The sequence below is a fragment of the Bradyrhizobium sp. U531 genome (genome assembly GCF_051710265.1).
GTDB lineage: Bacteria > Pseudomonadota > Alphaproteobacteria > Rhizobiales > Xanthobacteraceae > Bradyrhizobium.
This window is the reverse complement of the sequence record NZ_JASVEN010000011.1, coordinates 136,947-161,262: the sequence shown is the minus strand read 5'-3', so window position 1 is coordinate 161,262 and position 24,316 is coordinate 136,947. Positions and strand designations below refer to the sequence as shown.

At 58.6% G+C, this 24,316-nt stretch carries 18 protein-coding genes; 10 read left to right on the top strand and 8 right to left on the bottom strand.

The features are described from left to right. The gene (locus QRQ56_RS34165) at positions 1-144 is read left to right on the top strand and encodes a hypothetical protein (protein WP_438745830.1); all 144 of its coding nucleotides are present in this window, start codon (positions 1-3) and stop codon (positions 142-144) included. A gap of 25 nt (positions 145-169) precedes the next feature. Here the strand turns inward: QRQ56_RS34165 and QRQ56_RS34160 are convergent, their stop codons facing one another. Beyond that, complete coding sequence (locus QRQ56_RS34160) at positions 170-475, bottom strand: HU family DNA-binding protein (RefSeq protein ID WP_438745828.1); 306 nt, start codon at positions 473-475, stop codon at positions 170-172. Between the two features lie 106 nt (positions 476-581). After that, a complete protein-coding gene (locus QRQ56_RS34155; protein ID WP_438745826.1) occupies positions 582-683 on the bottom strand; it encodes a hypothetical protein in 102 nt (33 codons plus the stop codon). Between the two features lie 886 nt (positions 684-1,569). Here QRQ56_RS34155 and QRQ56_RS34150 point away from each other — a divergent pair. The 4 genes from QRQ56_RS34150 to QRQ56_RS34135 all read left to right on the top strand — a co-directional run bounded on the left by QRQ56_RS34150 (position 1,570) and on the right by QRQ56_RS34135 (position 5,314). Beyond that, complete coding sequence (locus tag QRQ56_RS34150) at positions 1,570-2,328, top strand: ParA family protein (RefSeq protein WP_438745824.1); 759 nt, start codon at positions 1,570-1,572, stop codon at positions 2,326-2,328. Then, on the top strand, positions 2,318-3,298 hold the full coding sequence (locus QRQ56_RS34145) for a ParB/RepB/Spo0J family partition protein (protein ID WP_438745822.1): 981 nt from the start codon (positions 2,318-2,320) through the stop codon (positions 3,296-3,298). The genes QRQ56_RS34150 and QRQ56_RS34145 overlap by 11 nt, the downstream gene beginning before the upstream one ends. Before the next feature lie 424 nt (positions 3,299-3,722). Then, positions 3,723-4,241 carry a plasmid mobilization protein gene (locus QRQ56_RS34140; protein ID WP_438745821.1) on the top strand — a complete coding sequence of 173 codons (519 nt, stop codon included), beginning with the start codon at positions 3,723-3,725 and terminating at the stop codon, positions 4,239-4,241. Then, a complete protein-coding gene (locus QRQ56_RS34135; RefSeq protein ID WP_438745820.1) occupies positions 4,238-5,314 on the top strand; it encodes a relaxase/mobilization nuclease domain-containing protein in 1,077 nt (358 codons plus the stop codon). Before QRQ56_RS34140 ends, QRQ56_RS34135 begins: the two co-directional genes overlap by 4 nt. A 258-nt stretch (positions 5,315-5,572) precedes the next feature. Here the strand turns inward: QRQ56_RS34135 and QRQ56_RS34130 are convergent, their stop codons facing one another. From QRQ56_RS34130 to QRQ56_RS34105, 6 genes are all read right to left on the bottom strand, one after another. After that, entirely contained in the window at positions 5,573-9,124 is a 3,552-nt protein-coding gene (locus QRQ56_RS34130; protein WP_438745818.1) for an AAA family ATPase, read from the bottom strand. Between the two features lie 2 nt (positions 9,125-9,126). Next, positions 9,127-10,389, bottom strand: a complete 1,263-nt coding sequence (locus QRQ56_RS34125) for a metallophosphoesterase family protein (protein ID WP_438745817.1) — start codon at positions 10,387-10,389, stop codon at positions 9,127-9,129. A 235-nt stretch (positions 10,390-10,624) separates the two neighbouring features. Beyond that, positions 10,625-11,350 carry a DUF6602 domain-containing protein gene (locus QRQ56_RS34120; RefSeq protein WP_438745816.1) on the bottom strand — a complete coding sequence of 242 codons (726 nt, stop codon included), beginning with the start codon at positions 11,348-11,350 and terminating at the stop codon, positions 10,625-10,627. Next, positions 11,347-12,285, bottom strand: a complete 939-nt coding sequence (locus QRQ56_RS34115; RefSeq protein ID WP_438745814.1) for an AAA family ATPase — start codon at positions 12,283-12,285, stop codon at positions 11,347-11,349. The genes QRQ56_RS34120 and QRQ56_RS34115 overlap by 4 nt, the downstream gene beginning before the upstream one ends. Continuing rightward, a complete protein-coding gene (locus QRQ56_RS34110; RefSeq protein ID WP_438745813.1) occupies positions 12,282-12,800 on the bottom strand; it encodes a hypothetical protein in 519 nt (172 codons plus the stop codon). The genes QRQ56_RS34115 and QRQ56_RS34110 overlap by 4 nt, the downstream gene beginning before the upstream one ends. A gap of 5 nt (positions 12,801-12,805) precedes the next feature. Further along, positions 12,806-13,771: a CBASS oligonucleotide cyclase gene (locus tag QRQ56_RS34105; protein WP_438745811.1), complete on the bottom strand. Its 966-nt coding sequence runs from the start codon at positions 13,769-13,771 to the stop codon at positions 12,806-12,808. A gap of 128 nt (positions 13,772-13,899) precedes the next feature. Between QRQ56_RS34105 and QRQ56_RS34100 the strand changes: the two genes are divergently transcribed. The 5 genes from QRQ56_RS34100 (at position 13,900) to QRQ56_RS34080 (ending at position 24,247) form a co-directional block, all read left to right on the top strand. After that, positions 13,900-14,778, top strand: a complete 879-nt coding sequence (locus tag QRQ56_RS34100; protein ID WP_438745810.1) for a WYL domain-containing protein — start codon at positions 13,900-13,902, stop codon at positions 14,776-14,778. A gap of 661 nt (positions 14,779-15,439) precedes the next feature. After that, positions 15,440-21,271: a hypothetical protein gene (locus QRQ56_RS34095; protein WP_438745809.1), complete on the top strand. Its 5,832-nt coding sequence runs from the start codon at positions 15,440-15,442 to the stop codon at positions 21,269-21,271. After that, a complete protein-coding gene (locus QRQ56_RS34090; protein WP_438745807.1) occupies positions 21,261-22,406 on the top strand; it encodes a hypothetical protein in 1,146 nt (381 codons plus the stop codon). Before QRQ56_RS34095 ends, QRQ56_RS34090 begins: the two co-directional genes overlap by 11 nt. A gap of 136 nt (positions 22,407-22,542) precedes the next feature. After that, on the top strand, positions 22,543-23,340 hold the full coding sequence (locus tag QRQ56_RS34085) for a type IV toxin-antitoxin system AbiEi family antitoxin domain-containing protein (protein ID WP_438745806.1): 798 nt from the start codon (positions 22,543-22,545) through the stop codon (positions 23,338-23,340). Then, positions 23,327-24,247 carry a nucleotidyl transferase AbiEii/AbiGii toxin family protein gene (locus QRQ56_RS34080; protein WP_438745804.1) on the top strand — a complete coding sequence of 307 codons (921 nt, stop codon included), beginning with the start codon at positions 23,327-23,329 and terminating at the stop codon, positions 24,245-24,247. Before QRQ56_RS34085 ends, QRQ56_RS34080 begins: the two co-directional genes overlap by 14 nt. Positions 24,248-24,316: the final 69 nt, after the last annotated feature.

Here is a 24,316-nt window from a genome sequence, read left to right as displayed (position 1 = left end):
ATGACCATCGACACCATTGAAGAGTTGCGCGCCGAGCTGCGCGACTGCGTATTCACGCCGGCGGAGCGCAAGGCGCTCGAACTCGAATTGGCCGAGCTCATCCGCCAACGCGACGAAGCGCGTGCAGCCGGGGAGGGGGCATAAGCCCCCTCGTCTTGCGTCTTGCGTCTTACGACGCACCGTCGCTTGGGGCCGCTCCTCCGTTCAGAACATCTTTCATGGCTTTGGCAGGTGTAAACGTCAGCTTCCTGGAAGCTGCGATCGCAATCGTTGCGCCGGTCGAGGGATTGCGGCCCTCACGGGCAGGGCTATCCTTGACCTTGAACTTGCCGAATCCGGGAAGGCTGGTCTCGGCTCCGCTTACGGCTGCATCAGCGATGGCCTTGAACACGCTATCGACGATGGATTTCGTTTGAGCTTTTGTCAGGTCGTTCTCGGCTGCAATCTTTTCGGCGATCTCATTGGCAGTCGTCATTGAACGAGCTCCGTCTTGTTTCGATTTTGCTCGTCTGACATCAGGGCCGTGGAACAGATAGAGCCAGCATCACAAGCAGGGCCGTAATCCCCGAAAAATTGCGAGACTATGACAGTTTTCCGTCCGCATAATCGCGCCTCTGCTTGTCGCGTTCCAGCCGTTCGTACCCTTCGACAGCCTCTGCACTGCCGTCGAAGGTTTGCACCATGGTCTCGCCATTCGTGCCGATTGGCCCCAATTGCGGATCAGCGACAATTCTCTGAACAGGGTCGGCTTCGCGGATAGCTGGATGCTGCTGAATCGAAGATCAGCGATCCGCAGCGCTACTCTGCAAGGATTGGCAAGTTTTCTGGAGCGATTGCAGAATAGGGTTTTCCCCCACGATTGCTTGGTCTGAAGCCGGGTCTCGAGCCTTTGCGCCCGAGGCACGTTCCCTTTCGAGTACACAAAGCGCGCCCAATTCCGTGGTTGTTGCGGGCTCAATCAAATGCTTACGAGGCTCTGGCAACAACAGAGGACATGACGGCCTGAGCTATGAGTACGACAGCTAGAACTCGGTAGACAGCAACTGCTCTCCAGACGCCTATAATGTCAGCGAGCAAAAGCATAAAACTCAGAACGCCTAAGCCATATGACACGACAGTCATCCAGTACATGCGAAATCCTTGAATTGGCCGAATTGAATGGTCGCCAATGCTTAAAAAAAGAGAGTGGGCCCCGACCAATAAGGCTAGCCTACGGGTAGTACTGCGCTAATCGTTTGGGCGAGCCCCTCCGGGGACAGCTCTATTCGCGCCGCCCGGCGGCGCTCCCGGAGCCCGCAAGCGGTCTCCGCGCATTCGCGTGACGATCCTCTCGCGACCCTGTCGACAGCAATGGTCCAGCAACGAGCACGGTCCCGGCCGCGCTTGCCAGCTTTGTTCCTTCCGTTGGCGATGTACTGACCTGACTCTTCTGGCAGGGGATTCTCCGGGTGAATTTCGGGATCGTTCCGGTGATCGGATTCGCAATCGCTGTTGGTTCAAACCAACACCTCCACGAAACGATGGACGAGGACATGAACCCACGCCGCCAGACCCATTCCGGATTTTGAGATGAAGACCATTGTCATCAACAATCAAAAGGGCGGGGTCGGCAAGACGACGCTTGCTGTGCATTTGGCTTGGTTCATGGCGGAAGCCAATCTCCGCGTTCTCATGATCGACGTTGATGCGCAGAGCAATGCGTCGGACACGTTGAGGCACTATGCCGGTTCAACGTTAGCCGCGGATCTGTTCAAGCCGGGGATACGGATCGCACCTCGGGAAGAAGGCCTCACGCTGGCGCCGGCCGACAGCTCGCTGACTGATCTCGATCGCAGCAATGCGGCCGCCATAACGACCCTGCAAGAGAATCTCGCTCTCGCGTCGGATCAGTTCGACGCCTGCGTCATCGATACCCCGCCATCTCTTGGACTGCGCAGTGTTGGCTGCTTGGTTGCAGCGTCGCATGTCCTGGCCCCCATTTATCTGGAGGACTACTCGATCAAGGGCGTGAAAGGTCTGATGCAGACCGTAATCGGTGTGCAGAGGCGTTATGGTCGCCAGGATACGAAGTTTCTCGGGTTGCTGCCCTCGAATTTCAATACGAAATCGCCCCGTCAAAGGACCCATCTTGAGCAATTGCTGCGCGAGGCCGGCAAATATGTGTTCCCCGGCCAGATCGTTGCAAGGGATGGCTACGCTGAGGCTGTCGCGGAACGCCTGCCAGTCTGGAAGCTCAAGCGCCGCTCTGCGCAGGAGGCTGGTCGCGAAATCCGTGATGTTCTCGGCAAGATCGTCGCGCAGATGAACGAGACGGCACATGGCGCTTGATCTCAGCTTTAAGCAGCTCATCGACGCCGCGGAAGATGGTGTCGTCGCAACCGGGCGACCGACCTCCATCTCCATCGATCGCATTGACGAAGATCCAGGCCAGCCCCGTCGCAGCTTCGACGAACAGAAGCTCGATGAGCTCGCGGAATCGGTCCTTCAGCATGGCGTGTTGCAACCGATCGTGCTGCGGCAGGGGGCCGACGAAGGCCGGTACCTGATCGTCATGGGTGCGAGGCGATATCGCGCTGCCAAGCGCGCCGGACTCCGTGACATCCCGGCTTTCATTCATGCCGCTGGTTCTGCGGATCGCTATGTTCAGATGATTGAGAACATCCAGCGGGATGACCTCGATGCCCCTGAAATTGCGGCATTCGTCGCGGACCGCTTGGAGCAGGGCGATAGCCAAGCTGACATCTCGCGCAAGCTCGGCAAGCCCAGGGACTGGGTGTCTCGCTACGCGTCGGTCCAAAGTATGCCGGAATTTCTCCGGTCGAAGCTTGCCGGCTCGTCAATCCGTGCTGTGTATGAACTCTACCAGGCTTGGCGTGAGCAGCCCAACGCCGTCGAGACCATATGTGCGGCGCAGGAGAGCTTCACCGACGCCCACGCCCGCCAGCTGGCTCGCAAAATTCGCAGCGAGGCCAGCGGTTCCCATGTTGATAGTGAAGGTGCCGCTGGAGCACAATCGGCCCGAGGCCCGATCGCACCGCAAGTAGCATTGCGACCCATAGAGAAAGACCGTGTAACGGCGGCCGCGGAGAAGCGCTCCAAGTCTTCCGTCCATCGAAATGATCGAATGAGTTCGTCAGTGACGATCAGAGTGCGCCACCAAGATCGCGCCGGCTGTCTTCTCGTCGATCGGCTCGCGTCTCAAGGCTCACGCCATGCCGTGCTATTGGTCGATGGCGCAGAAGAAGCGGAAGAGGTGCCGGCATCGACGATCACGATTGAAGAGATCATTTTCGCATGAAGCTGGCCTTGGACTGTCTCCTCAGAAACACTGCCGCGCTTGGCACGGCGGCGGAGCGGATTTCCCATCCGAAGGATGGCGCGTTAGCGCAGCAGCCGGAGGCCGAACGCGCCCCCCACAGCGCTGTAGAGAGGCCGGAGGCTGCTGGAAAGCCGCGGTCCACATGCTCGGTGCCAATGTTGCCGATCTGCACGCGTGGCGTTCGTGGCGTGCAAGCATTAGGGGTGACGTCTGCGTCATTCCCGGAGGAATACTCCGCATCGATTGTCGTCTGCGTTGGATCTCACCGGCAGAAACTCCCGAGCTTTGGATGCAGAGCCTATTGGTTCGAACCAACATCGAGCGGTTGGAGAGATTCGCGTTTTCTAGTGCAGGATAGGCTTCGCGCCAGCGATGTATTACATCGCGATTGGGATTGGACTGCATGGCTCTGATCTCTCTTCGCGTCTCCGACGAAGTCGCGACGGAGTTCTCAGCTCTTGCTGCGAGCCAGGGCGGCAAATCCGCGCTGTTGCGGCGTCTCATTGCTGAGGCACTTGCTACACCAGTGCCGCGCATCTCCGTGCTGCCTGTCGGGCGACCGGAGAAGGTGACGGTGCGATTTCGCGAGAGCGAGATGCGGCAGCTTGCAGAGGTTTCACAGCAGCGTGGCATGACCCGAACTGGCTGGATCGTCGCCCTAGTGCGCTCGCGACTGGCGTCACCGGTGCAGCATTCTCCGAGCGAGCACGAGGCGCTCCGCGCGATCGTTCGCGAGCTGAACCGAATCGGTGGCAACATCAACCAGATCGCGCGCGCCGCAAATGCCAGTGTGCTGCAGGGCAGGGCGGTTGAGCCCGATCTGTCCGCAGTTCAAGAGGCCAAGTTGGTCATTGAGAAAGAGCTGGCGCAATTGCGTAATGCCCTACACGGCAACGCAGATTATTGGGATGGACGGCGATGAGTCGGCGCAACTCGCCGCGGCCGAACGACCTGGCCGCAGAACTTCCGCCGATCTCGTACGTCTGGGAAACCCCCAATCGGCGCCCAAGGCGGGCCGAGTGGGATATCCCCGATCCGGCGGTTCCCGGCCACCTTACGCCGGCGATGCGTGCAAAGCTCGAGCGCATCGTGCGCCGAGCACCAGAGGTGATGGTCAAGATCACCGGTCGCACCGAGGGTGTGGCGCATCTCAAGTCGCACCTTGCCTACATCACGCGAAACGGTGAGCTCGATGCGGAAACCGAGCAGGGCGCGACGTTGGCTGGTCGTTCCGGATTGAAAGATCTGCAGCAACGCTGGGAGGATGATGCCGGTCTCGACGACAAGCGTCGCCGCGATGGATCGCTTTCGATCAACATCATTCTGTCGATGCCTGCTGGCACCGATGCCGCCGCTGTCAAGGATTCAGTCCGGGCATTTGCCATCGAGACGTTTGGCTGCAATCGCGATTACGTCTTCGTCCAGCATCTCGATAGCAAGCATCCCCACGTGCACTTGACCGTCCGGTCACTCGGCCATGACGGCAAGCGTCTTAATCCCCGCAAGGCGGATCTTCAGGCCTGGCGAGAACGGTTTGCCGGCGAACTCCGGCTTCGCGGGATCGCGGCGGAGGCAACGCCGCGGCGGACCCGCGGACGAGTTCGAAAGGCCGATCGCGGGGCGGTCCTCGCCATGCGCAAGCGAAAGATGATGCCCCATGTCGATCGGCTCGCCCGTGAGGAGGTGCTTTCGGAAGTGAGGGGCGGCAAGACTGCCAAACATCCTTGGGACCAACAGATTAAGTCACGTCAGGACGCGATTAGGCGGCGATACCTCGAGTATGCCGCCGAGCTAGATCGGTCTGGAGCGGCAGCAGATCACGAGTGGGCTCGCCAAGTTCTGCAATTCGTCAAGGACATGCCTGCTGTCGAAACCCGCCGGCATGCGCTAAAAAATGAGCTCTCGGAGCTTGCCAAGACCCGGCGCCACGGCCCGGAGCGAGGCATCGACGCAGAGGGGCGCGACAAAATGCGAGGTGATGAGCGGACCAGATAGGCGAGCCCAAGAATCATAGTCCTGGGGTCGGGGCCTGAATCCCAACAGTAATCTAGTCCTTGAAGCGGTCGCGGCCCCGAATGCTTCGGAGTCTCCGGATCGCGCCTGTGCACTATCAAGGCGGAAATAGGGGTGCGATTGCCTTCGTGACAGATATCGGCGCCGATGTCACAGGAGCTAAGGCATAGCGCTTCAGCACGCGCCTGCGCAATGAAATCCTTGAATAAACTAATCGGCCCCTCCCTGGACCCGGGGCCTTCACGCGGCCTCCGACCGTGGTGGCGGGCTCGCGGCTACCGGCAGTGTAACGCCGTTGATCGGAGCGCCCAAGGCCTTTTGAGCGACTTCCAGCAGGTGCTCGTGGTGCGTGAAGAACAGGACTTGCGTCTTCTTGGCGAGCTGGCCCAAGACACGGAAGCCTGCCGCCGCGCGCTTGTCGTCGAAATTAATGAACAGGTCGTCCGCGATGAACGGCATGGGTTCGGCATGATCGAGATAGTCCTCGACAGCGGCGATCCGGAGCGCGAGGTAGAGCTGGTCCGCGGTGCCGGTGCTCATGCCGGCAACAGGCACCGTTCCATGGTCGCGGCGTAGGCCGGCGAGCTGTATATTGTCATGTTCGTCGAATTCGAGCTGCAACGTTTGGAAGGAACCACACGTTAGGATGGCGAACAGCTCGCCTGCGCGCTTAAGCATGGGCGCCTGCTTCTCGCGCCGATAGCGATCGATCGACCATTGCAGCAATGTGATTGCGGAGCGAAGGCGGACATACTGCTCCGCGATCTCGGTCATCTCGGCGAGTGCCGCCTGCCGATCGGCGGCATCCCTCGCCGCCCGGTCGTCACCTCCGACGGCTTCGAAGGCTTGGCGCGCGGCGTTACGGGCCTCACGCGCTTCCATCAAGCGATTGTGCAGTTCCTTCACGTCGTCTGTGACCGTCTGGTCTTTGGCTGCGATGGCATCGAGGTCGATGCCCAAGCACTCGGCGCTCAGTTCCGCCACCGAAAGGCCGTCGCCATCCTGCGCCAGCGCGTTCGTGAGCCGATCAAGCTCGGTGTTGAGCTTTCGCATCTCGTCAGAGCGCTGAATTGCGATTCGCAGCTCGTCGGTCGATGCGACGCCGGCCTTCTGCGCAAGCTGCGCGATCGTCTCGTGTGCCTCGCGGCTCGATTCGCGGCATTCATCGATCTTCTCTTGCAAGCCGGTGATCTCGGAATCCTTCGCTGCCCTCAGATCCTGTAGCCGCGTTGCGTCTGCGGCCTGGCGGTCGAGCAACAGGATGGCTTCTTCTGGATCAGTGACGCTCAGGCGTAGCGCGATGGCTCGAGACAAGGCTGCCACGTCGGCCTCGAACGCGTTCGCATCGCGTTCGATCTTTTCGATACGTTCATGTCTCAGGTCGTTGATGCGCGCTGCCGCGTCCCGCATGTCCTCAATGGCGTTGATCTGCGCTTCGGCTGTCTCGGGCGTGGACGTGTCGGCGAGCTGCAACGCCGCCAGGGCGGTTTGCCAGGCGCTCGTCCACGCCGTCCATTCCGCCTCGGCCACTTCGAGATCCTTGCGCTTGCGCGTAACCAAACTGGTCGCCTTGCGGTGCGCTTCGTTGAGATCGCGGGCCGTCTTGGCGGCGTTATCGTGCCTGCGCTCTTGTGCAGCACCAGCCTCAATGAGGAGGTGGAACGGCTGTGAAATCAGCGATGCAGAGCCAATCCCCAGTGCGTCAAATTCGGCGAGCACGAGACGCTTGGCCTCGTCTTCACGCTGTTGCCATACGCGTGTATGCCGCTCGGCCGCCGCGAGCCGCGCGTTCAGGTGAAGGATGTCGGATCTCATGCGCAGCCACTCGATCATGACGTCGGGATCTTGCGGCGTAATGGAACCACCGGACCACAGCGCTACCCAAGCTGCATCCAGGATTGCGCGCTCCTGCGCCAATGCCCTTTCTTCCTGACCTAAGGATTCCAACAGATCGTCCTGCTCGCTGATCTGGCGTCCAATGACAGCAAGCTGCGCGGCAGCATCGGCGTGCTCGAAGCGCCGATCGGCGGCAAAGTCTGCGCCGAGCAGTGCGGCCTCGAACGCCTGCGCGAGCGCATCGGGCGGACCGAAGGCTGCCGTTTCATCGTCGGAAACCACAACGCCTTCTACATAGCGGCGCCGAATGATCGACCAGCCCGTGTCGCGCCGACCGCGCAAGCAGTCGAGATCGTCGGCTGTGATGACGTGCTCGTCTGCAACGAGGCGTTCGAGGGCTTTCCGACGACGGACGCGCTCCTGCTCAGCGCTGCGAATCTGTTCCGCCCAGGTCCGCTGCCGCTGCTCCAAGGTGCGGCACGCATCTCGATGCGTCTCAACCGAAGCTAGCGGGGGAACCGGCGCCAATTCGAGGACGGCAGCATCGGCGACTGTCGGCCGCAAGGCTTTCAGCAAGCGTGCAATGGCAGTCCGCGCCTCCTCTTCCTCGCGCTTCGAATTTGCGATCTGGCCGGCGGTGTCGCCAATTTGGCGTCCGGCCTTAATGATCGCCGCCAGCTTCGAGACATCCGTAACCGGTCCTTGGGCCTCGATTTCCGCCGCGGTCTCGGCGAGCTTCTCTTCGGCTTCGGCCACACCGCTCCTTGCATTCTCTACCGCGCTGGATTTCGCACCGCGGCGATTGAGCAAACCGCGAAGGACCGTAACCTTAGCCTTGCCAGGGATGCGCGCGATCAGCTGATCGATGTCTCCGCTCCATTCAAGCTCGCCTGCCAGCCGATTGAGAGTGGCTTCTGCCGCAGCCAATTCCGCCCGCCGCTTGGGGAGATCGGCCTTCCCGGCCCGAACCTGGATGCGGCGATCACGGAGCTGCGCAATGTCTTCCGCGCGTGCCAGCAAGGCATTGTCGAAAATCAAGGCGGCGCATTCCGCCTTAAGCGTGGCGATCTGCTCGCTCAAAGTCGCGATGCGCGCCGTAGCGGCCGCTTCGTCCTTGGCGGCCTTCTCCAGAATCTTGGAAGCGTCGGTATCGAACGGGATGACCGTGCCGAGTGCGTCGAGAGCGCCTTCAGTCTCCGCTCGCTTGCGCACATCCCGGTGAACCCGACGGATGCGGCCCAACTTGCGCAGCTCCGCCGACTTGATCTCGATTTCGCTCTCAATGATGCTGTAAGCATCATTGGCCGCCTCGAATGCGCTCTTGAGCGACTGCCACTTGGCCGTGGTCACGACGTTGTCGCGCATGGAGGCATCGGCAGTCATCATGCGTTCTTCCGCGTGAAAATACTTTCGATGCGCCGCGCGGCGTGAACCCCAAAGGGCGTCGGCTTCCGCCTCCATGGCCTTGAGCGTATCGCGCAGGCCTATGATCCCGGCACTTGCCGAGAACAGCATCTGGCCGACATCGTCCTGCGCCTGCAGGATCTCCTTGCCGCCTTGTCGCAAGCGCTCGTGATCGAGGCTGAACATGCGCGTGTAGAACCGGCGATCCGTTCCGGCCAGAAACGGTGCAAGCGCCCCCTCGCCAGAAGGAAGGGGTGTATCATCGCTGCCCAGCAATGTGTCCTTATTGCCCTTGCGACGGCGCACCTTGAGGGTATTGTCGCCCTTCTCCAGAAGCGCGCCTACCCGCATGGTGTTGTATTCGTGCACGAAGTTGCGGGACGAGTTGGCTGGGATGCCGAAAAGCAGGTCCTCGACCCCGCTCATGGACGTCGACTTTCCGGCTTCATTCCCGCCCAACAGCATCTGAAAGTCCGGCCTTCCGGCCGGCAAATCGATGATGGCGTCGGTAAAGTGGCCGTATCGGAGTAGATCGAGCTGCCGGATGCGCATGATTACACCTTCTCCGCTGCGAGACGTGCGCTGAGATACGCACCCCCGCGGGCGATCAAGTCTGTGATGTTGCCGTCGATGGCCGCTTTGAGCACGGCGTCGTCCGCGTCCGTACGGATGTCGTGGGGTAGTTTGCGAACGAGATCGCCAAGGTCCGCCGCGAGTCGCGCCTGCAGCTCAGTGTCGCCGCCAGCGCTTTCGATGATGCGCTCAAGATCGCCTAACGCGTCCTTGCGCGAGCCCCCCGTATCGCTCGCGGTTGCAACCACGAGACGCTCGACCCATACCACTTCCTCCCCTAAGCCCAGAGCTGCGGCTTTTGCCTCTGCAAGGAGGTGAGCCGCCGAAGCGAGCAATTCAGCGTGCAATCCGGTGCGTCCCGTCAGTTCGATTCTGGACGCGAGCAGCCGCCCTTCCGCGTCCCGCTCGACGGCCTCTTCGATGGCCTGACGGATGCGATCGACGGCGTCGGCAACAGCGCCGCACTGTTCCACCGCAACCGGCAAACGGATCCAGCGCACGCAGTCAACATGAAGCGGCGCAATTTCCGCGACTTGACCGTCCTCGACCGTAACCAGCGAAGCGCCTTTCGCCCCGCTCTCGCGAATATGGCGACCTTGCAGATTACCGCAGAACACGATGTGAGGTCGCTCATGGAGAACTGCGGCTTGGTGCACATGCGCGAGCGCCCAATAGTTGTAGCCCTTGTTGATAAGGTCTTCGATGGCGCATGGTGCATAATTCGCGTGCCCCGGCATGCCGTCCAAGCCGGTGTGCAAGACTCCGATGTTGAAACAACCGGTGACCGGCGGCGGGTAGGCCGGTACCAGATTGTCCGTGATGTCGCGCTGCCGGAAACTCTGGCCATGCAAGGCGACGTCAAGATGCTGCAGGCGGAAGGTTTCCGCCTTGCGCGCCGAAAACACGCTGACATTGGTCGGCAGTGTGAGTTTGCGGGTGATCTGGCTTTCGGCGTCGTGATTGCCGTGAAGCAAGAAGACGGGGATCTTGGCCTGCGATAGGCGGCCCATCTGCTTCACGAAGAAGAGGCCGGTCTGGTAGTCGCGCCAATCGCCGTCGTAGAGATCGCCGGCGATGACTACGAAATCGACCGCCTCCTCGATCCCATGGTTGATGAGGTTCTCGAACGCGGTGCGTGTCGCGGTACGAATCCGTTCGGCTGCCGCGCCTTGCTGTCCCGCAAGGCCCTTCAAGGGGCTGTCGAGATGGATATCGCCGGTATGGATAAAGCGAAATGACTGCACGACGGAAATCCTCCAATTCGGCGCAAGCACCGATGCTGATCGAGAGAGCCGTCCGCTTCCGCAACTGATCTCTCACTGAGTGATCGGAAATCTGCGGGAAAACCCGGAAAGCCAGACTCAGCTATCTTTTATCGGTAGCCTCTTTCGAAGAGAAAATGAGCGATCTGGTATTCATGAAGTCGAGACTTCTTGTGGGCAAGGCACCCTTTATCCACTGTTTATCCTTGTAGGCAGCCTAGTTGGTGAGCCAACGCGCGTAGGCCTGGATATCGATCATTGGGACCGTTCCGCTGAATTGAAGGCGTGAAATCAGATTGAATAGAAACGCCGTTGCCGGCCGTCCCTCTGGCGTGAACACGTAGCGGTTAGGATTCGGCTCGCGTGTGTAATGCCCGTGAGCTGCGATACAGCCCATATCAAGTTGACCTTCCGCGTCTCCGCCGGCGAGGGCATTCTCGAGGGGAGGGCCGAAGGCAGGTGACCAGTCGCTCTCGAATGTCAGTAGCCCGCCCAGAATGGGTATGAGCGCTTTTGCCGGGTAGACGCCCCCTGCATGGGGAATCGGAAGGCTGGTCCGGTGCAGCCGCCGCACAGAGGCAACCTTATCCTGAGCGTACCGAATCTGCGCGGCGTTGATGGCCTGCTTGGCCTCGAAAGCTGCGTAGACGCTCTCCGCCGGGATGATAGTTTGCCCCTGGTACTTGAAGATGAAGGGGGAGTACTGTCGATCAAAAACGACGACGTCGATCTGATCGCTGAAGTTGCCCTTGCTGTCGACAACGTGCGCTGTCGCGGCTTGATAGCGTTGCGGTAAATAGGCGCTCAGCATCTCCAGCCAGACAGACTCACTGGCGTCACCCTTGGTGCTAGGGTGTGCGAAAGACTTTCTCGAGATTTCGAGCTTCTGCTGGATGTCAGCATGCAGACCCGCGAGAAGTTGGGACAGCGACCAATCACTCATATCGTCTTCTCCTGGAACGGCGGGGTCGGACCAATCGCCTTCGCGACCGCTAGCGCGCGCTCAAACGTAATGGGCTTCGCGGGATATGCATCGAGAACGATGCCAGGCAGCAGGCGCTGAGTGAGATCCGAGAACGTGAATCCATGCGGGGTTCCCGGTCGCGGTCCGGTCGCCGTGACCAGCTGCTCGACCTGGGTCGCAGAAAATCCAAGCTCGGAAAGTGGCGCAGTGAGCAAAGCGCGCCGTTGGACATCGTCGGGCCGCTGGAAGTGAAGGATGTCGGCGGCACGGCGCTTAACCGCAGGATCCAGCGCTCCGAGGCGGTTCGTGCACATCACAACAGCAGCCGGGAGTCCGCCGTTCCCCATGCGATCAACCCCCCGAATGAATGCATTGACGCCGGCGCGATCCTCGTGGTGCATTTGCGCATTCTCTCGCGACTGAGCCAACGCGTCAGCTTCATCAACAAGAAGAATGACCCCGCCTCGCGACTTGCTGGTTTGGCTCTTGAATTTCGTGGCCTCGCTTACGGCATGGTCGAATGCCGCAGAGATGAGCTGCGTCATTTCGCCTACGCGACCCTGCCCTCGCGCGGACAAGCTCAACGGAAACATGGTGATCTCGATGCCTTCCTGCCTTGCAACGGCATCGCCAATCGTCTCGGCAAGCTCGGTCTTTCCGGAGCCGACATCCCCGGCGAGCACGACGAGCGGCGGGCGGCGAGTGACGGTCTTCAGAAGGCCGGTCATCTTCGGGTGATATTTCGCCGCCCAGTCTGCAAGTCCGCCCCGATTGACGAGAACAGCCAGGATCTTCGTCAGACGCGACTTCTGATCGTCGATACCAACGAGGGCGGCGAGACGATCCTGAGCAGCAAAGTCGGGAAGCAGCGTTCGCCGCTCAAACAGGTCGTCGATGTTCGGCTTACCGCTCATTTCCAGCTCCGTACAGTGTCACGATTGAGGGCCTGACCGCCGGACGAATAGGTTTTGTCCGAGCTGAAATAGCCGTCCACTCCGGGCTCATCTGCTCCGGTGCGATAGTGGGGAAGAGATTTTTTGAACGCATCCCGCCGGTCTGACGTCAGCGCGTCCCATTTCGCGCTATAAGTGAGAAACGACGAGAAGCGGGCGTTGCTAACGTCGGCGCCGGCAGGAATGCGTCCCGGATCATCGTCATTTGCGGTCATGCCCGCCAAGTCTTGCGCGGTGTATCGCAGCGTCGGCGGAATCCAGGTGTCGTTACGCTTAAACCCAAATGTCACTGTGCCCATGTAGCCGGCTTTGAGGAGCTCGATCACTTCAGTCTCGTAGTCAGCAATGTCGCTATCGCTAGGAACGCCGTAGAAGCGCTGCACGCGCTTCAAATCGGTCGCGACCTTCGCGGCCATGTGCCGCGCGTGGGTGACGGTGAAAGACGCCGATTCCGAGATTGAGTAACTGTTGCTCATGTTATTTACACCTGGAAGGAGGAACCAAAGACTTTCTGCCAGTAATAGATGGTCTCCTGCTTCGTCGGCGCTCCGCGCGCGGCGTCGATGGCATCCCCGGCATCCATAGCTGCATCGACAATCGCGCCGGCCCGCTCCTTGGTGTACAATCGGCTGACGTTGTTGGCAGCGTTGACAGGATCGATAATCTGCACGGGCTCGGTGATCGAACCCACGGTTGAGGGCTTGTAGTAATCCGAAAAAACGATCCGCTCACGGAAGTCGCTTTTCACGATGTAGGTGAAGAAGTGCTGAAGCGCTTCAGGATAGTCCGAGAAGTCGGCGCCATTGTCGACGAGGTGTGCGAGAACCAACTCGACCATGAACGATTTGAAGCGGAAGCCTTCCTTTTCACTCTTGATCTTGCGCGTCCAAAACTTTGCGAGTCGCGCAACTTGCGCAAAATGAGCTTCTTGTGCCTTCTTGCGTTTCCGGATGAATTCAAGGTGATAAGGAATATTGGTCTTGAGAAACGACCCGTCGTCCTGGCTGACCAAGTTGCCGTACCAATCGGGATCGCCATTGTACAAAATCGGCACGACATCAACGTCGAGGCCGGTGCCTTTAAAGGACACCGTGACGCTGTAGGTTTGAGGCTTGACCTGGTCGGGACTGAAATTCGGGAACGCCTTTCGGAGGCGCTGCGCCAAATACTCCAACAGGGCCGCAACGTCTTGCGGCGCGTCGGCGCCGCTGATGTAGCAGGCGACGTCGATGTCGTTCAGCGTGCGGAGAGCAGTGCCCTTCGCGAGACTGCCCGACAGAAGCATCTTCTTCAGCGTAAAGTCGGGGTGCTCGCCCAAATACGCCTCAAGCTTTTCGCGCAGACGCCTGGCTTGCCCGCGGTATTCGTCTGCCTTGTCCTTGGGCAGGTTGACGCGCTCCTCGGCGAAGCGAACGATTTCGGAATGGCCAACGTGGGCAAGGCTCATAATTAACCCTCGATAGGTGTGCAGTGCACAAGCCCTAGTGTTGACCCGAGTGGCCGGTGCGAATAGTATCTATATGGGTTAAGTAAATTTACCTGTCAAGAAACTTTACTGATAGAGGGGTGGCCCCTGTGGAAGACCAGTCTGCGCGCTTAAGATGGGGCATCGAACAACGCCTTGAATTTATTGAGTTTCGTCTCTATTGGGACCGGAGCGTCAAACGTGCTGACATTCGGGAGCGTTTTGGCGTCTCCGTGCCGCAGGCGTCCGCCGACCTCGCTCAATATCGAGAGCTCGCTCCCGAAAATATCCGCTATGACGCCAGCGCTAAGCGCTTCGTGCCGGCCGATACGTTCGCGCCCCGGTTTCTCAAGCCAAACGCGGAACGCTATCTCGCGCAGCTGCGGGCGCTATCTGAGAATGTCATTGGTAAGTTCGATACCTGGATTGGTGATCTTCCGGATGTCGGCGTGATTCCGATCCCGGCTCGCAGGGTCGACGCCAAAGTGCTGCGCTCATTCTTGCAAGCAGTTCGTGAGCGGCGATCTATTTCGATCGAGTATCATTCCTTGAATGACAGCCGTCCTGAACCGATATGGCGTGAGATTACCCCTCACGCGTTCGGATCCGATGGCCTTCGATGGCACCTGCGAGCGTTCTGCCACATCGAGCGAACATTCAAGGACTTCATCATTTCGCGCTGTCTCCGGATTGGAGAAATGGGCCCGCCCGCGGCAGACGCCGCGGCCGATATTGACTGGACGGCTTTCTTCACCGTCGTTTTGATTCCCAATCCAAAACTTTCCAAGGCACAGCAAGCGACGATAGAGGGAGATTACGGAATGATAGACGGCCGCTGCGAGCTGCGCGTCCGCCATGCGCTATTATACTATTTGGATAAGCGCCTCCGTCTCGACGTTGCTGAACAGCGGGATCGTCCGAAGGAAACACCGATCGTTGTTGCGAATAAAAAGGAGTACGAGGCGGTTCTGAGAAAGATCAAGTACTAGCCGTGACAAGAGGCGGGCGCGCAATTGGCATCCTGCGCCGGCCCGGTGCGGACGGCGCGAGGCGGCACTCGTTTTTGGGTCGCGCGTCCTCCGCCAAAGATAGGCAAATCGAAGGCTCGCATAACCCATAAGGCTAATGCGGCCACATCAACCAGCGCGTGCATCGCTGACCCGTCCGGCTATACTACTCGGCAGATTCGTCTGCCGGGGCCGGTATGTTTCAAATAGCAAAGCCAACCGACAATTTGCGACTTTTGCATTGGATCAAGGAGCTGCCCAGAGCTAGCGAGGCAGATCCTCTTGGCCACGAATTGAGGGTTTCAGCAAGACTTTCGAACGAGCTCCTCTATTGCATTACCTCGATCACGCCCCGAGCACGCTACTACGCCTTCTTTCCGTGGGCTCTGCAAGACTACAATGAGCGAGAGCGCCTGGCCACGGTTGGCCGGCGGCCCGTATCGACTCAGTCCGCGCGGGTTCATTTTCTGGAAAGGCATCGGTCTTGGCGGTATCGCCCGGAGTGCTGCAATCGCTGACGCTGAATGAGTTACGGCTGTGAGGCCGCATTGAAATTGGCGCGGCGCGCTCTGATAGAGTCGATGGTAAATGCTGGACCCATCTCCTCAAGTTGTTAGAGAGCGGTGCGGGCACGGGGAATGGAATGAACAATATGCACTCTAGCGGCAGCGATCCGCTTGAACCTACCATTCAACTGCCGAAATTCATGACCCTTAACTGGGTCGCGACAAATATCGGTAACGTGCCGCCGTCCGATATCAGACACATATCCGACAGATGCCGTGGCCTAATCGCGAGATGGCCAGAAGGAAGGCTAAGCCATCCGGCTTTCATTGAGCAAGTTCACCGCGCCTTGGGAATCCCAGGTGGCATTGGAATGCTCAATGCCGCTCTCAAAAAGAGAAAGCTGTTCGATCCTGTCATTGAACGGGCCATAGACGTTGTTCATCGGGCGGGCCGGCTGAAGGAATTGAAGGCACGCACGACCAGGCCAGGCGCGAGTCCAGACGAATTCGCGGCGTTTGTGGCAGAAACGCTCGCAGCAAAGGAGGAGCCGGAGCTTATCCAGGAGTTTACAGCCGTTTCGATTCTCCGGAACCAGCTCAGCGTCGCGGCGATTTCGTGGAACGATCAGTCCTCAGGCTGGACCGACTTGTTGCAGTTTGCACGCGAGTATCAGCTGAACGATCCGCCGGCTTCTAAGGGCGAGACGGGCGAGTTTGGTGTTTTGGTCGCTCCGAGCGATGAATATGGTGAGAGTTCAGCCGTGGACCTTGTCACTGCGGAAGATGTCGAGACATCGTGGGTTGATGAGCTAACGAGGGTCTCGAGGCTGGCAAGCGAAGTGAAGCCCGATGTTTCAGTCGCCGCCGCGATCCTGAGCAGGGCAAGAACGTTGGTCGCCCTCGCACGGCAATATGAAGATCTCAAGGTAAGCCCTGGCCGAAAGATTTCTCTGGCCTTCAAGGCCCTTCTCGCCGTGGTACCTGCACAAGAGGTCGCGGAAGACGCATTCGACAGGCAGCAACTCAATTTGTGGGCCGAACAGCCAAGCGAAGGTCTCTATTCGGACGGCGAAGCCGATAAGATCGCAGCTATCGCCTCTCAACTTGGAGCATTGGCAGACGAATGGATCCAACAGCGCGCGGCCTATGACCGCGCTGTCCGTGAATATTTGGCTGCCGCTGTCACACAGCGCGCTGAGCTCGATCCTCCGATGCGCGCCAGTCAAAATCGTCTAGTTGAAATCAAGAGCCGTAGCGTTCCACTTGCAGCAGAACTTGGTGACCTTCTGAAACACAAGGATCAGTTGAGCCAGTTCCCCGCCGAGCCAGTCCTGCCGTTGGTCGTCGAAGCACCGACAGAGGCATCTCAAGGCGGAGAGCTGTTGCCGGAGCAGGAGCCCGAGCTATCTGAAAAGGAGTCCGCCGGACCTGCTCAAAGCATCGTTTCTGATGATCAGGCGGGCGCAGCGCCGGATGAGGCGCTGAGGGCTTTGAACTCTGTGAACGAGCTGAGCGCTCGAGGGCGTCACGCGTTGGTTAGCCAGCTCGCAGCCGCTGTGGCGGAACTGTATCCTGCTTCCACCGAGAGAAGCGAGCTGGATATCTATAAGATGCTGGCATTATCGACAGCGGCGCAGGAGGTAGCCGATGTCCCTCCGGAGCCATTGATGAATTGCTGTATATCGCTTGCATCACACAACCTCGACAAAAGCTGGAGCGAGGGGCCGCGTGATCGCGCCGCTCTCCTGTATCTGCTGTCGGGGTTGCTTTTTCCGGCCCTTTTCTTGCCAGCTTCCACGGCCCGCAACGCGGTAAAGCTGCATCTCTTAGGGCGATTTGGATCTGCGGCGCCTTTACACAGGCTTGTGGACCATCTCGCGGAGGCAGACAGGTTCGGCGCAATGCTGGTCCCGGAGGTTCTCTCCAAAGCGGATCAGCAGGAGTTTTGGAAGAAGCGCCTAGGAATCCTGCAAGAGACGGCAAAAGACTGGAAGGACAATAGGGAGATCTATCACGGCTTCGGCAATTTCCGGCCAGCAGAGATCGCGTGGGCTGCGATTATCGACCCACATCGCGGCTTTCTGGGAAAGGTCATGCGAGCGTTTGCGAATACCGGAGAGCGAGCCATTGATCATATCAGGCTCGCTTTGGACGTCCTTCGGCAAGATAATATCGATGACCTTCTCGAGCAAAGTGGGGCGCAGAAGCTTGCGCAACGACTCGAGGGGCGGGCTCGGACCAACCTCCAACACAACTTGACTGCATCCACTGCATTCCTCGAGCGATGCTTGCGGCATCTCCAGCGGGCTCCTGATCGCTCGGGTGGCAATGCGGGCTCCGGCTTGGAGCGCTTCACGAGCGCGCTCCGGGATCGCCTTCAGCAGGCGCAGACCTTCTTGAAGCAGCATACGCCGGAGACAGATTCCGAACGGGCAGCATTGCGAGTGTCTCTCGAGTCTATCGACCGGCTAATTCGAATGTTCAACGCCTACGAGCCGCCGGCGCTCGACATGCCCCTGGATCGATGGTTTGGACGGGAGCTCCTCCTAATTACAGGCCTGCGCTTTTCAGGCGGCTGGGATCCCGATCCGAACGATCGTCAGGTCCTATTGGAAGGAGCTATCAAGTTAGCGCAACTTGAACCAGAACCGCTCGTTGAGGGGTTCGACCGTGCATTTCAAGAGCACATGGTCGCGGGAGCTCACATACCGACAGGCCGCATATTGAACGAACTTGAGGCGCTGGGCGTGCCGAAGGCCGAGCTCGTGCTCAAACAGGCCCGCCGTGAGGAGGAAATTCGGGATCTGCGCGGAGAGTTGGGCCGGCTGCAAACAACGGCCCGTGATCGCATCAACATGGCAATCGCGCTCAACGTCATCAATGATGTCGAAAAAAGAGCTCTTGAGGGCCGGGTTCGTGGAATAAAGATCGACCTCATTCCCATCATGGACCTGAAGGCCGATGACATTCTACAGGATCAGAAGGGGCGTGGCAGTATTGCGGCCGATTTTCCGACTGCGAGAGATACCCTTCAGGGAGTAGAACAACAATTAGACGAGAAGTTTGAGGCCGTTCGAGCTCAGTTGAAGGATAGCGTCGAGAAGTTGGCCTCCGAAGGACAAGCTAAGCCGGTCGCGGTCGATCGCATCAATAAGCTCCTCGAATCAAAAGACATCGTCACTGCAAACGAGTATCTGAGATTGTTGCGCGACGGAGAGGATCTGCCTCGAGATGCACGGGCGAATGCACCGTTGTTCGACTATATGAGGCGGTACTTACCAAAGCTTGAGAACGTCTTCAGCTCAAGGCGCCAGAAGATTGTGGACGTTGCGTTGGATATCCTGAACCGCACCGCAGAGCCAATCCCAGACCTGTTTGATATCGGCACCATGACAGCAGCCCAGCGTGAGGATGCTGTTAGAATGCTCGAGGCGTGGCGCGACATCCGTACGTCAAACGATATCGCTTCCGCTATTGAACGGCTATTCGTTGGTGGCCTGAGCTTCGACGTCAAACAGATAGATGATCTGAAAGAGAAAGGCGGTAGAATCTTCCGCTACTATCTTTCTGCGTCTCGTCTGCTCGTGCCGGATGGATTCCTCGTGCCTTTGTTTGGGTCTGAGGCCAACGGCAACTATCTGGTCGAAGTTCTGAGAGGGCAGCATAAGAATTTCGAGCTATTTCAGCATATGCAGGCTGACGCTGCCAAGCAGAGAGCAACGTTTCATCTCTACACGAACTTTCTAGATTGCGCTGACCGCGCAGATCTTGCCCATCGCGCCCACAACCAGAGCTATCAAGGAATTGTGCTCGATGATGCGTTGATTGCCTACCTCGCGTTTGTACAGAACAATCGCTTGGCGGCATTCTTCAAGATTGCAAGCGCTTTCATCCGGTACAATCCCTACAATGAGATCACGCCGCTGCCTCCCGAGATGTTCTATGGCCGGTCGGACCAGAAACGCCAGATTGTTTCCCGCCGGGGAGGAAGTTTGGTTTTCGGTGGACGCCGCTTGGGTAAGTCGTCACTGCTGCGGGATGTCGAACGAAAGGAGCACAATCCGGACGAAGATATTTTCGTGAGATGCATCGACATAAACGACATTGGTCAAACTGGCGAATACGGCCCCCGATTCTGGCAGCGTCTCGCTTCGGAGTTGCGTGAAGCTGGGATCGGTATTCAACCAGGAAGCGTGACGCCCGACAGTGTCGTCGATGATATCCGCAAATTCTTGTCGGCTCGCAGTTCGCGCCAAATCATTCTGATGCTGGACGAGGCTGATAACTTTCTGCTGGCGGAGGAAGAAACAAAGTATCTCAACGTCGTGCGGCTAAGACAGCTGCTGGAGGGAACAGAGGGCCGGTTCAAGGTTGTTATGGCTGGTCTTCATAATGTTCAGCGAACCGCGACGAGCCCCAATCAGAGCCTTGGACACCTCGGAACCCCGATTTGTATCGGGCCATTCGTCGGGGATGATAGGAATGAAGGCCTCCGCCTTGTGACGGAGCCGCTGGCGGCGCTGGGCTTTGAATTTCAGTCGTCAACGCTGCCTCTTCGGATTCTATCTCAGACGAATTATTACCCTGCATTGGTTCAGCTCTATTGCCGCGAGTTGCTGAATCATGTGCTCAAGGCCAACAAGCAGGAACAAGGCGGGCCGCCGTTCCTGATTGTTAGCGAAGATCTAGAGGCCGCGTACAAGAACCAAACCCTTAGTGAGGAGATCAATAAACGCTTCCGCTTGAGCCTCGATTTGGACGATCGGTACAAGCTTATCACTCTGGTGATCACGAACGCCGCAATTGAGCAGAGTGGCTTCGGAGCCGTGGCGCCGCCAATGAAGCCTGACGAGATCGGCCGGCTTTGCCTGGCGTGGGCACCAAAGCTGTTCGAGAACAAGACGCCCGGCGCATTTCTTGCGCTGTTGGAAGAGCTCGTTGGTCTCGGAGTGCTTTCGCAGCAGGGCAGGGAAGGGTTTGTACTTAGATCGCCCAACCTGGTCACGATGCTTGGATCGAAGGACTCTATCAGCGAAGAATTGCTTCAGTTTGAGAACCGGGAGCCGCTTAGCCGCGACCGGAGCACGCAGCGGCGAATGCTCGATGCCCATCGAGGCATACCCTCGCCGTTGACCCCTGCCCAGGAGCATCGCCTTCTGGAGGCTGAGTCATCCCAAGTCTCCATAGTATTTGCTAGCGTGGCAACCGGGTTAGCTAATGTCGAGCGGGCTATCCAGTCAATCCGCGCTGATGATTCCGTAGAGGTCATGCGAGTTAGAAGTGCTGATGAGTTGCTGCGAAAGGCGGCTAGTCGCGGCAGGTTCGCCGGCAAGAGCGTTGCGCTTGTTCCGAGTTCTGTTGCTTGGGACATGTCGTGGGTGCGCAGGGTCAACGCTGCCTCTACGGAACTGCGTGATCGGCGAGTTCGCATAATTTTTCTTGGTGCGCCATCTCATGCGCGTCTTCTGGCGGAACAGCCGAATCTCAGTGATGAAATTCAGGTCGAGTCCGTTGAGCTCTGGTCTGAGAGCACTTTCCGCTCCTACTTGTCCGAACGCGAGCGGCGTGATTGTGACATACCCGAGCTCCGCACAGAGTTGCTTGAGGCAGCCGGCTATTCGGGTGAAGGGGTATTCCATCTGCTAAGTGCTCTTCAGGAGAGGGGTGAGAACGTCAAAGCCGCCGCAGAGCAGGTCATAAAGGAACTTGGCCGGCGAGCAGGTCTTCTGGCAAATTTTGGTGTTTCATCCGATCTGGAGCCAATCTTCGTTTCCATCGCCGGATGGTCTCCGATCAATGAGGGGGATTTGGAGATCATCGTCGACGACGAGCTCAGCGGGCGCGCTCCGATGTCTCTGGAGGGCTTCTTGCGGTACGGTATCTGGATGGGTTCGTTGTTTCAGATTGGAGAAAAAGTCTACGTCAATCCGCTCGTTAAAGCTCACCTAGACCAGCACCATGCCGATTGAGCTCGGGGATATCTGGTGGTCTCTACCAGGGCCGCACAGCTTCGTTGTTGACGTGGTGGATGCTCTCGAGGCGGGAAGCAATGCGATTCTTGCTCTTCCACCAACGACTCCGGCAGGCTTGCACGCGAGCTTGATTGCAAATCTGGATCTGCGTGGAATGCTCGAGTGGAGAACGGTTGATCTGTCTGGATCGGGCCGGATTGCTCAAGTTCTTGCGAACCAGCTCATTCCGCTTGCACGGCGGTCGCCCCGAGCGTTCGCCAACGATATTGCGCTCGATGCTGGCCTTCAGACCACTGTGATCCATATCTCTGGCATAGAGTTGGAGGCTCGGTTTACAGAATTTGCAGTCTTCTTACCCGAATTTTTGAGCTGCGTGCGGCAGAGGGCCAAGTCTAAGCGCGCGATGCCTCGCTTAATCTTTGATTTGCCTCAGACGCTCCTGTCAGATCCGCGAATTGCAAGCGACGGCGACATCGTTCGTGTGTTCGAGTGGAAAGGTCGCGTGCGTCCATCCGACGTCCAGCTGTATGTCTCCACCCGGATGCATGGCAGAAACGGGCTGGGGCCCACTAATCTATTCGAGCGGATCGTGGTTGAATTCGCTGGATGGGACGCGGGCTTGGCGGATCAATTGTGCAAATGGTCCGACGCCGATTTATTGCATCCATATGCCGGCTTACAAAGAATTGCGAGGATGTGGGAACGTACATCCCGTTCCTGGAAGGCGGGGACCGAGGATATGTTTGGTGCCCGCCGACTTTCGCATATTCTACAGCACGTCTCAATCGGAGACTCAGACGAGATCACGCGGCGTCTTTGGCGTGCGCACGTGTCGGAAGTGTTTCCTTGGCTTGAGGAAATGCGAGCAGAGCTGATTGATGAATTTCGTGAATCTATCAAACTGCCCTATGTATCGCAAAATAATGAAGTCATAAACGACGCCGATCTTCTCGAAATTGGCCAGCTTTACTGGAATTTGCGATATTTGGCGCGAATTCCTGAAACACGCCTGCAACTCGTTTTCTTGTGCCGTCTTGCTCGCAATGATTTGGCGCACCGGCGGCCAGTGGATACTCAGCGATTGCGATCGCTGGAACGGGAATGGCGGGCGATGGCCCGCCGAGCGCAGTGATGCGCGTCATCTCAGTATCCGCTGTTCCATGGTTCCTTTTTGGTTTATGTTAAGGTGATTTCACTTAGTTTAACTGTGCAAAATAGCCTAACTTTAAACCTTGAGGATGGTTTGAAAAAATGCTATTTTGCTTAGTATGGCTGAGCAAAACGACAGAAAGCTAAACAAACTCGAGCGAACCCTCCCGCAGGGGCTTCTTGTCGATGCCGCTTGGATGGAGCGGCATGGATACTCCACCAGCCTGCGCAGCCAATACGTATCGGCTGGCTGGCTCGTTCAGCCGGCGCGGGGAACCTTCAAGCGCCCCCTCGGCGAACTCTCCTGGCAGGGTGTCGTCGTTTCACTTCAGCGACTGCTCGGCTCTGACCTCGTCGTCGGCGGACGCACCGCGATCGAATCGCAGGGCCTCGGCCACTACTTGAGCGAGAAGGGGCCTTCGACTGTACATCTATATGGAACGCGGTCTGCTCCAGGCTGGCTCGGCAAACTCCCGCTCAAACAGAAATTCCGCGTTCACCGCACACAAAGTCTATTCACAACGCATGGGAGCACGCCCGGATCAAAGTCGGGGACGACGCGCGAAATACCGGGACCATTCGACTGGCCTCTCACGGTATCGACGCCCGAACGTGCGTTCCTCGAACTGCTCGACGAACTGCCCCGGCACGAAAGCTTCCATCAGGTCGATGCGCTGGCAGAAGGCCTGAGGAGCCTGAGTCCCCGACGGCTGCAAACGCTTTTGGACGACTGCAAAAGCGTCAAGGTCAAACGACTGTTCTTCTGGTTCGCGGAGCGACATCAGCACGCCTGGCTCAAACAGATCGACAAGTCGAAAGTCAATCTCGGCACGGGAAAGCGCATGCTCGTTAGGGGCGGCAAACTCGACACCAAATACCTCATAACCATCCCAGACGACCTCAATGCCCCTGTCTGAAAAATACCGGCGTCAGGCGGCCTTGTTGATCGAGACGATCCCATTCGTCGCGGCGGAGCCCGATTTTGCGCTCAAGGGCGGCACCGCCATCAATCTCTTCCACCGCGATATGCCGCGTCTGTCGGTCGACATCGACCTGACCTATTTGCCGGTGGCTCCGCGCCCCGAATCTCTTGCCGCGATCGATGCGGCGATGAAGCGCATGGCAGCGGCCATCAGGAAAGCATTGCCGGGCGCGCGGGTGATGGACGTCGTCAACGCCCGTGAAAGGATCGTCACCAAGCTGACCGTCCAGAAAGGCGACGCGCAGATCAAGATCGAGGTCACGCCGGTGATCAGGGGCTGCGTCTTCGAGCCGGAGCTGCGCGACGTCGCGCCGAGCGTCGAAGAAACGTTCGGCTTCGCACAGATGAAAGTCGTTTCGTTCGCCGATCTATACGCCGGCAAGCTCGTCGCGGCGCTCGACCGGCAGCATCCGCGCGATCTCTTCGATGTCCGCGATCTGCTCGCCAACGAAGGTATCACGGACGATCTCCGCAAGGCGTTCATCGTCTACCTCATCAGCCATGACAGGCCGATCTCCGAGGTCGTGGTTCCTCGTCGCAAGGCCATCCAGCACGAATTCACGCACGGCTTCGAGGGCATGACCGCCGATGAAGTAATCCTGAACGAGTTGCTCGAAGCCCGGGAAACGCTGATCGCCGAAATCGCGGGAAAAATGCCGCAAGCTCACAAGGATTTCCTCATGGGATTCAAGCGCGGCGAGGCGGATTGGAGACTGCTGGGCGTCCCCGGTGCGGCGGAGCTGCCGGCGGTGCGCTGGAAGCAGATCAATCTGGACAAACTTCCTGCCGCGCAACGGGCGAAGCTCGTCGCGCAACTTGAGGAAGTCTTGCGCAATGCCTGAGGTCGGAGGAGGGGATCTCCGTCGAGCGCGTGCGGATCGACTTGTTCAGACAATATCTCCAGGGAGTGC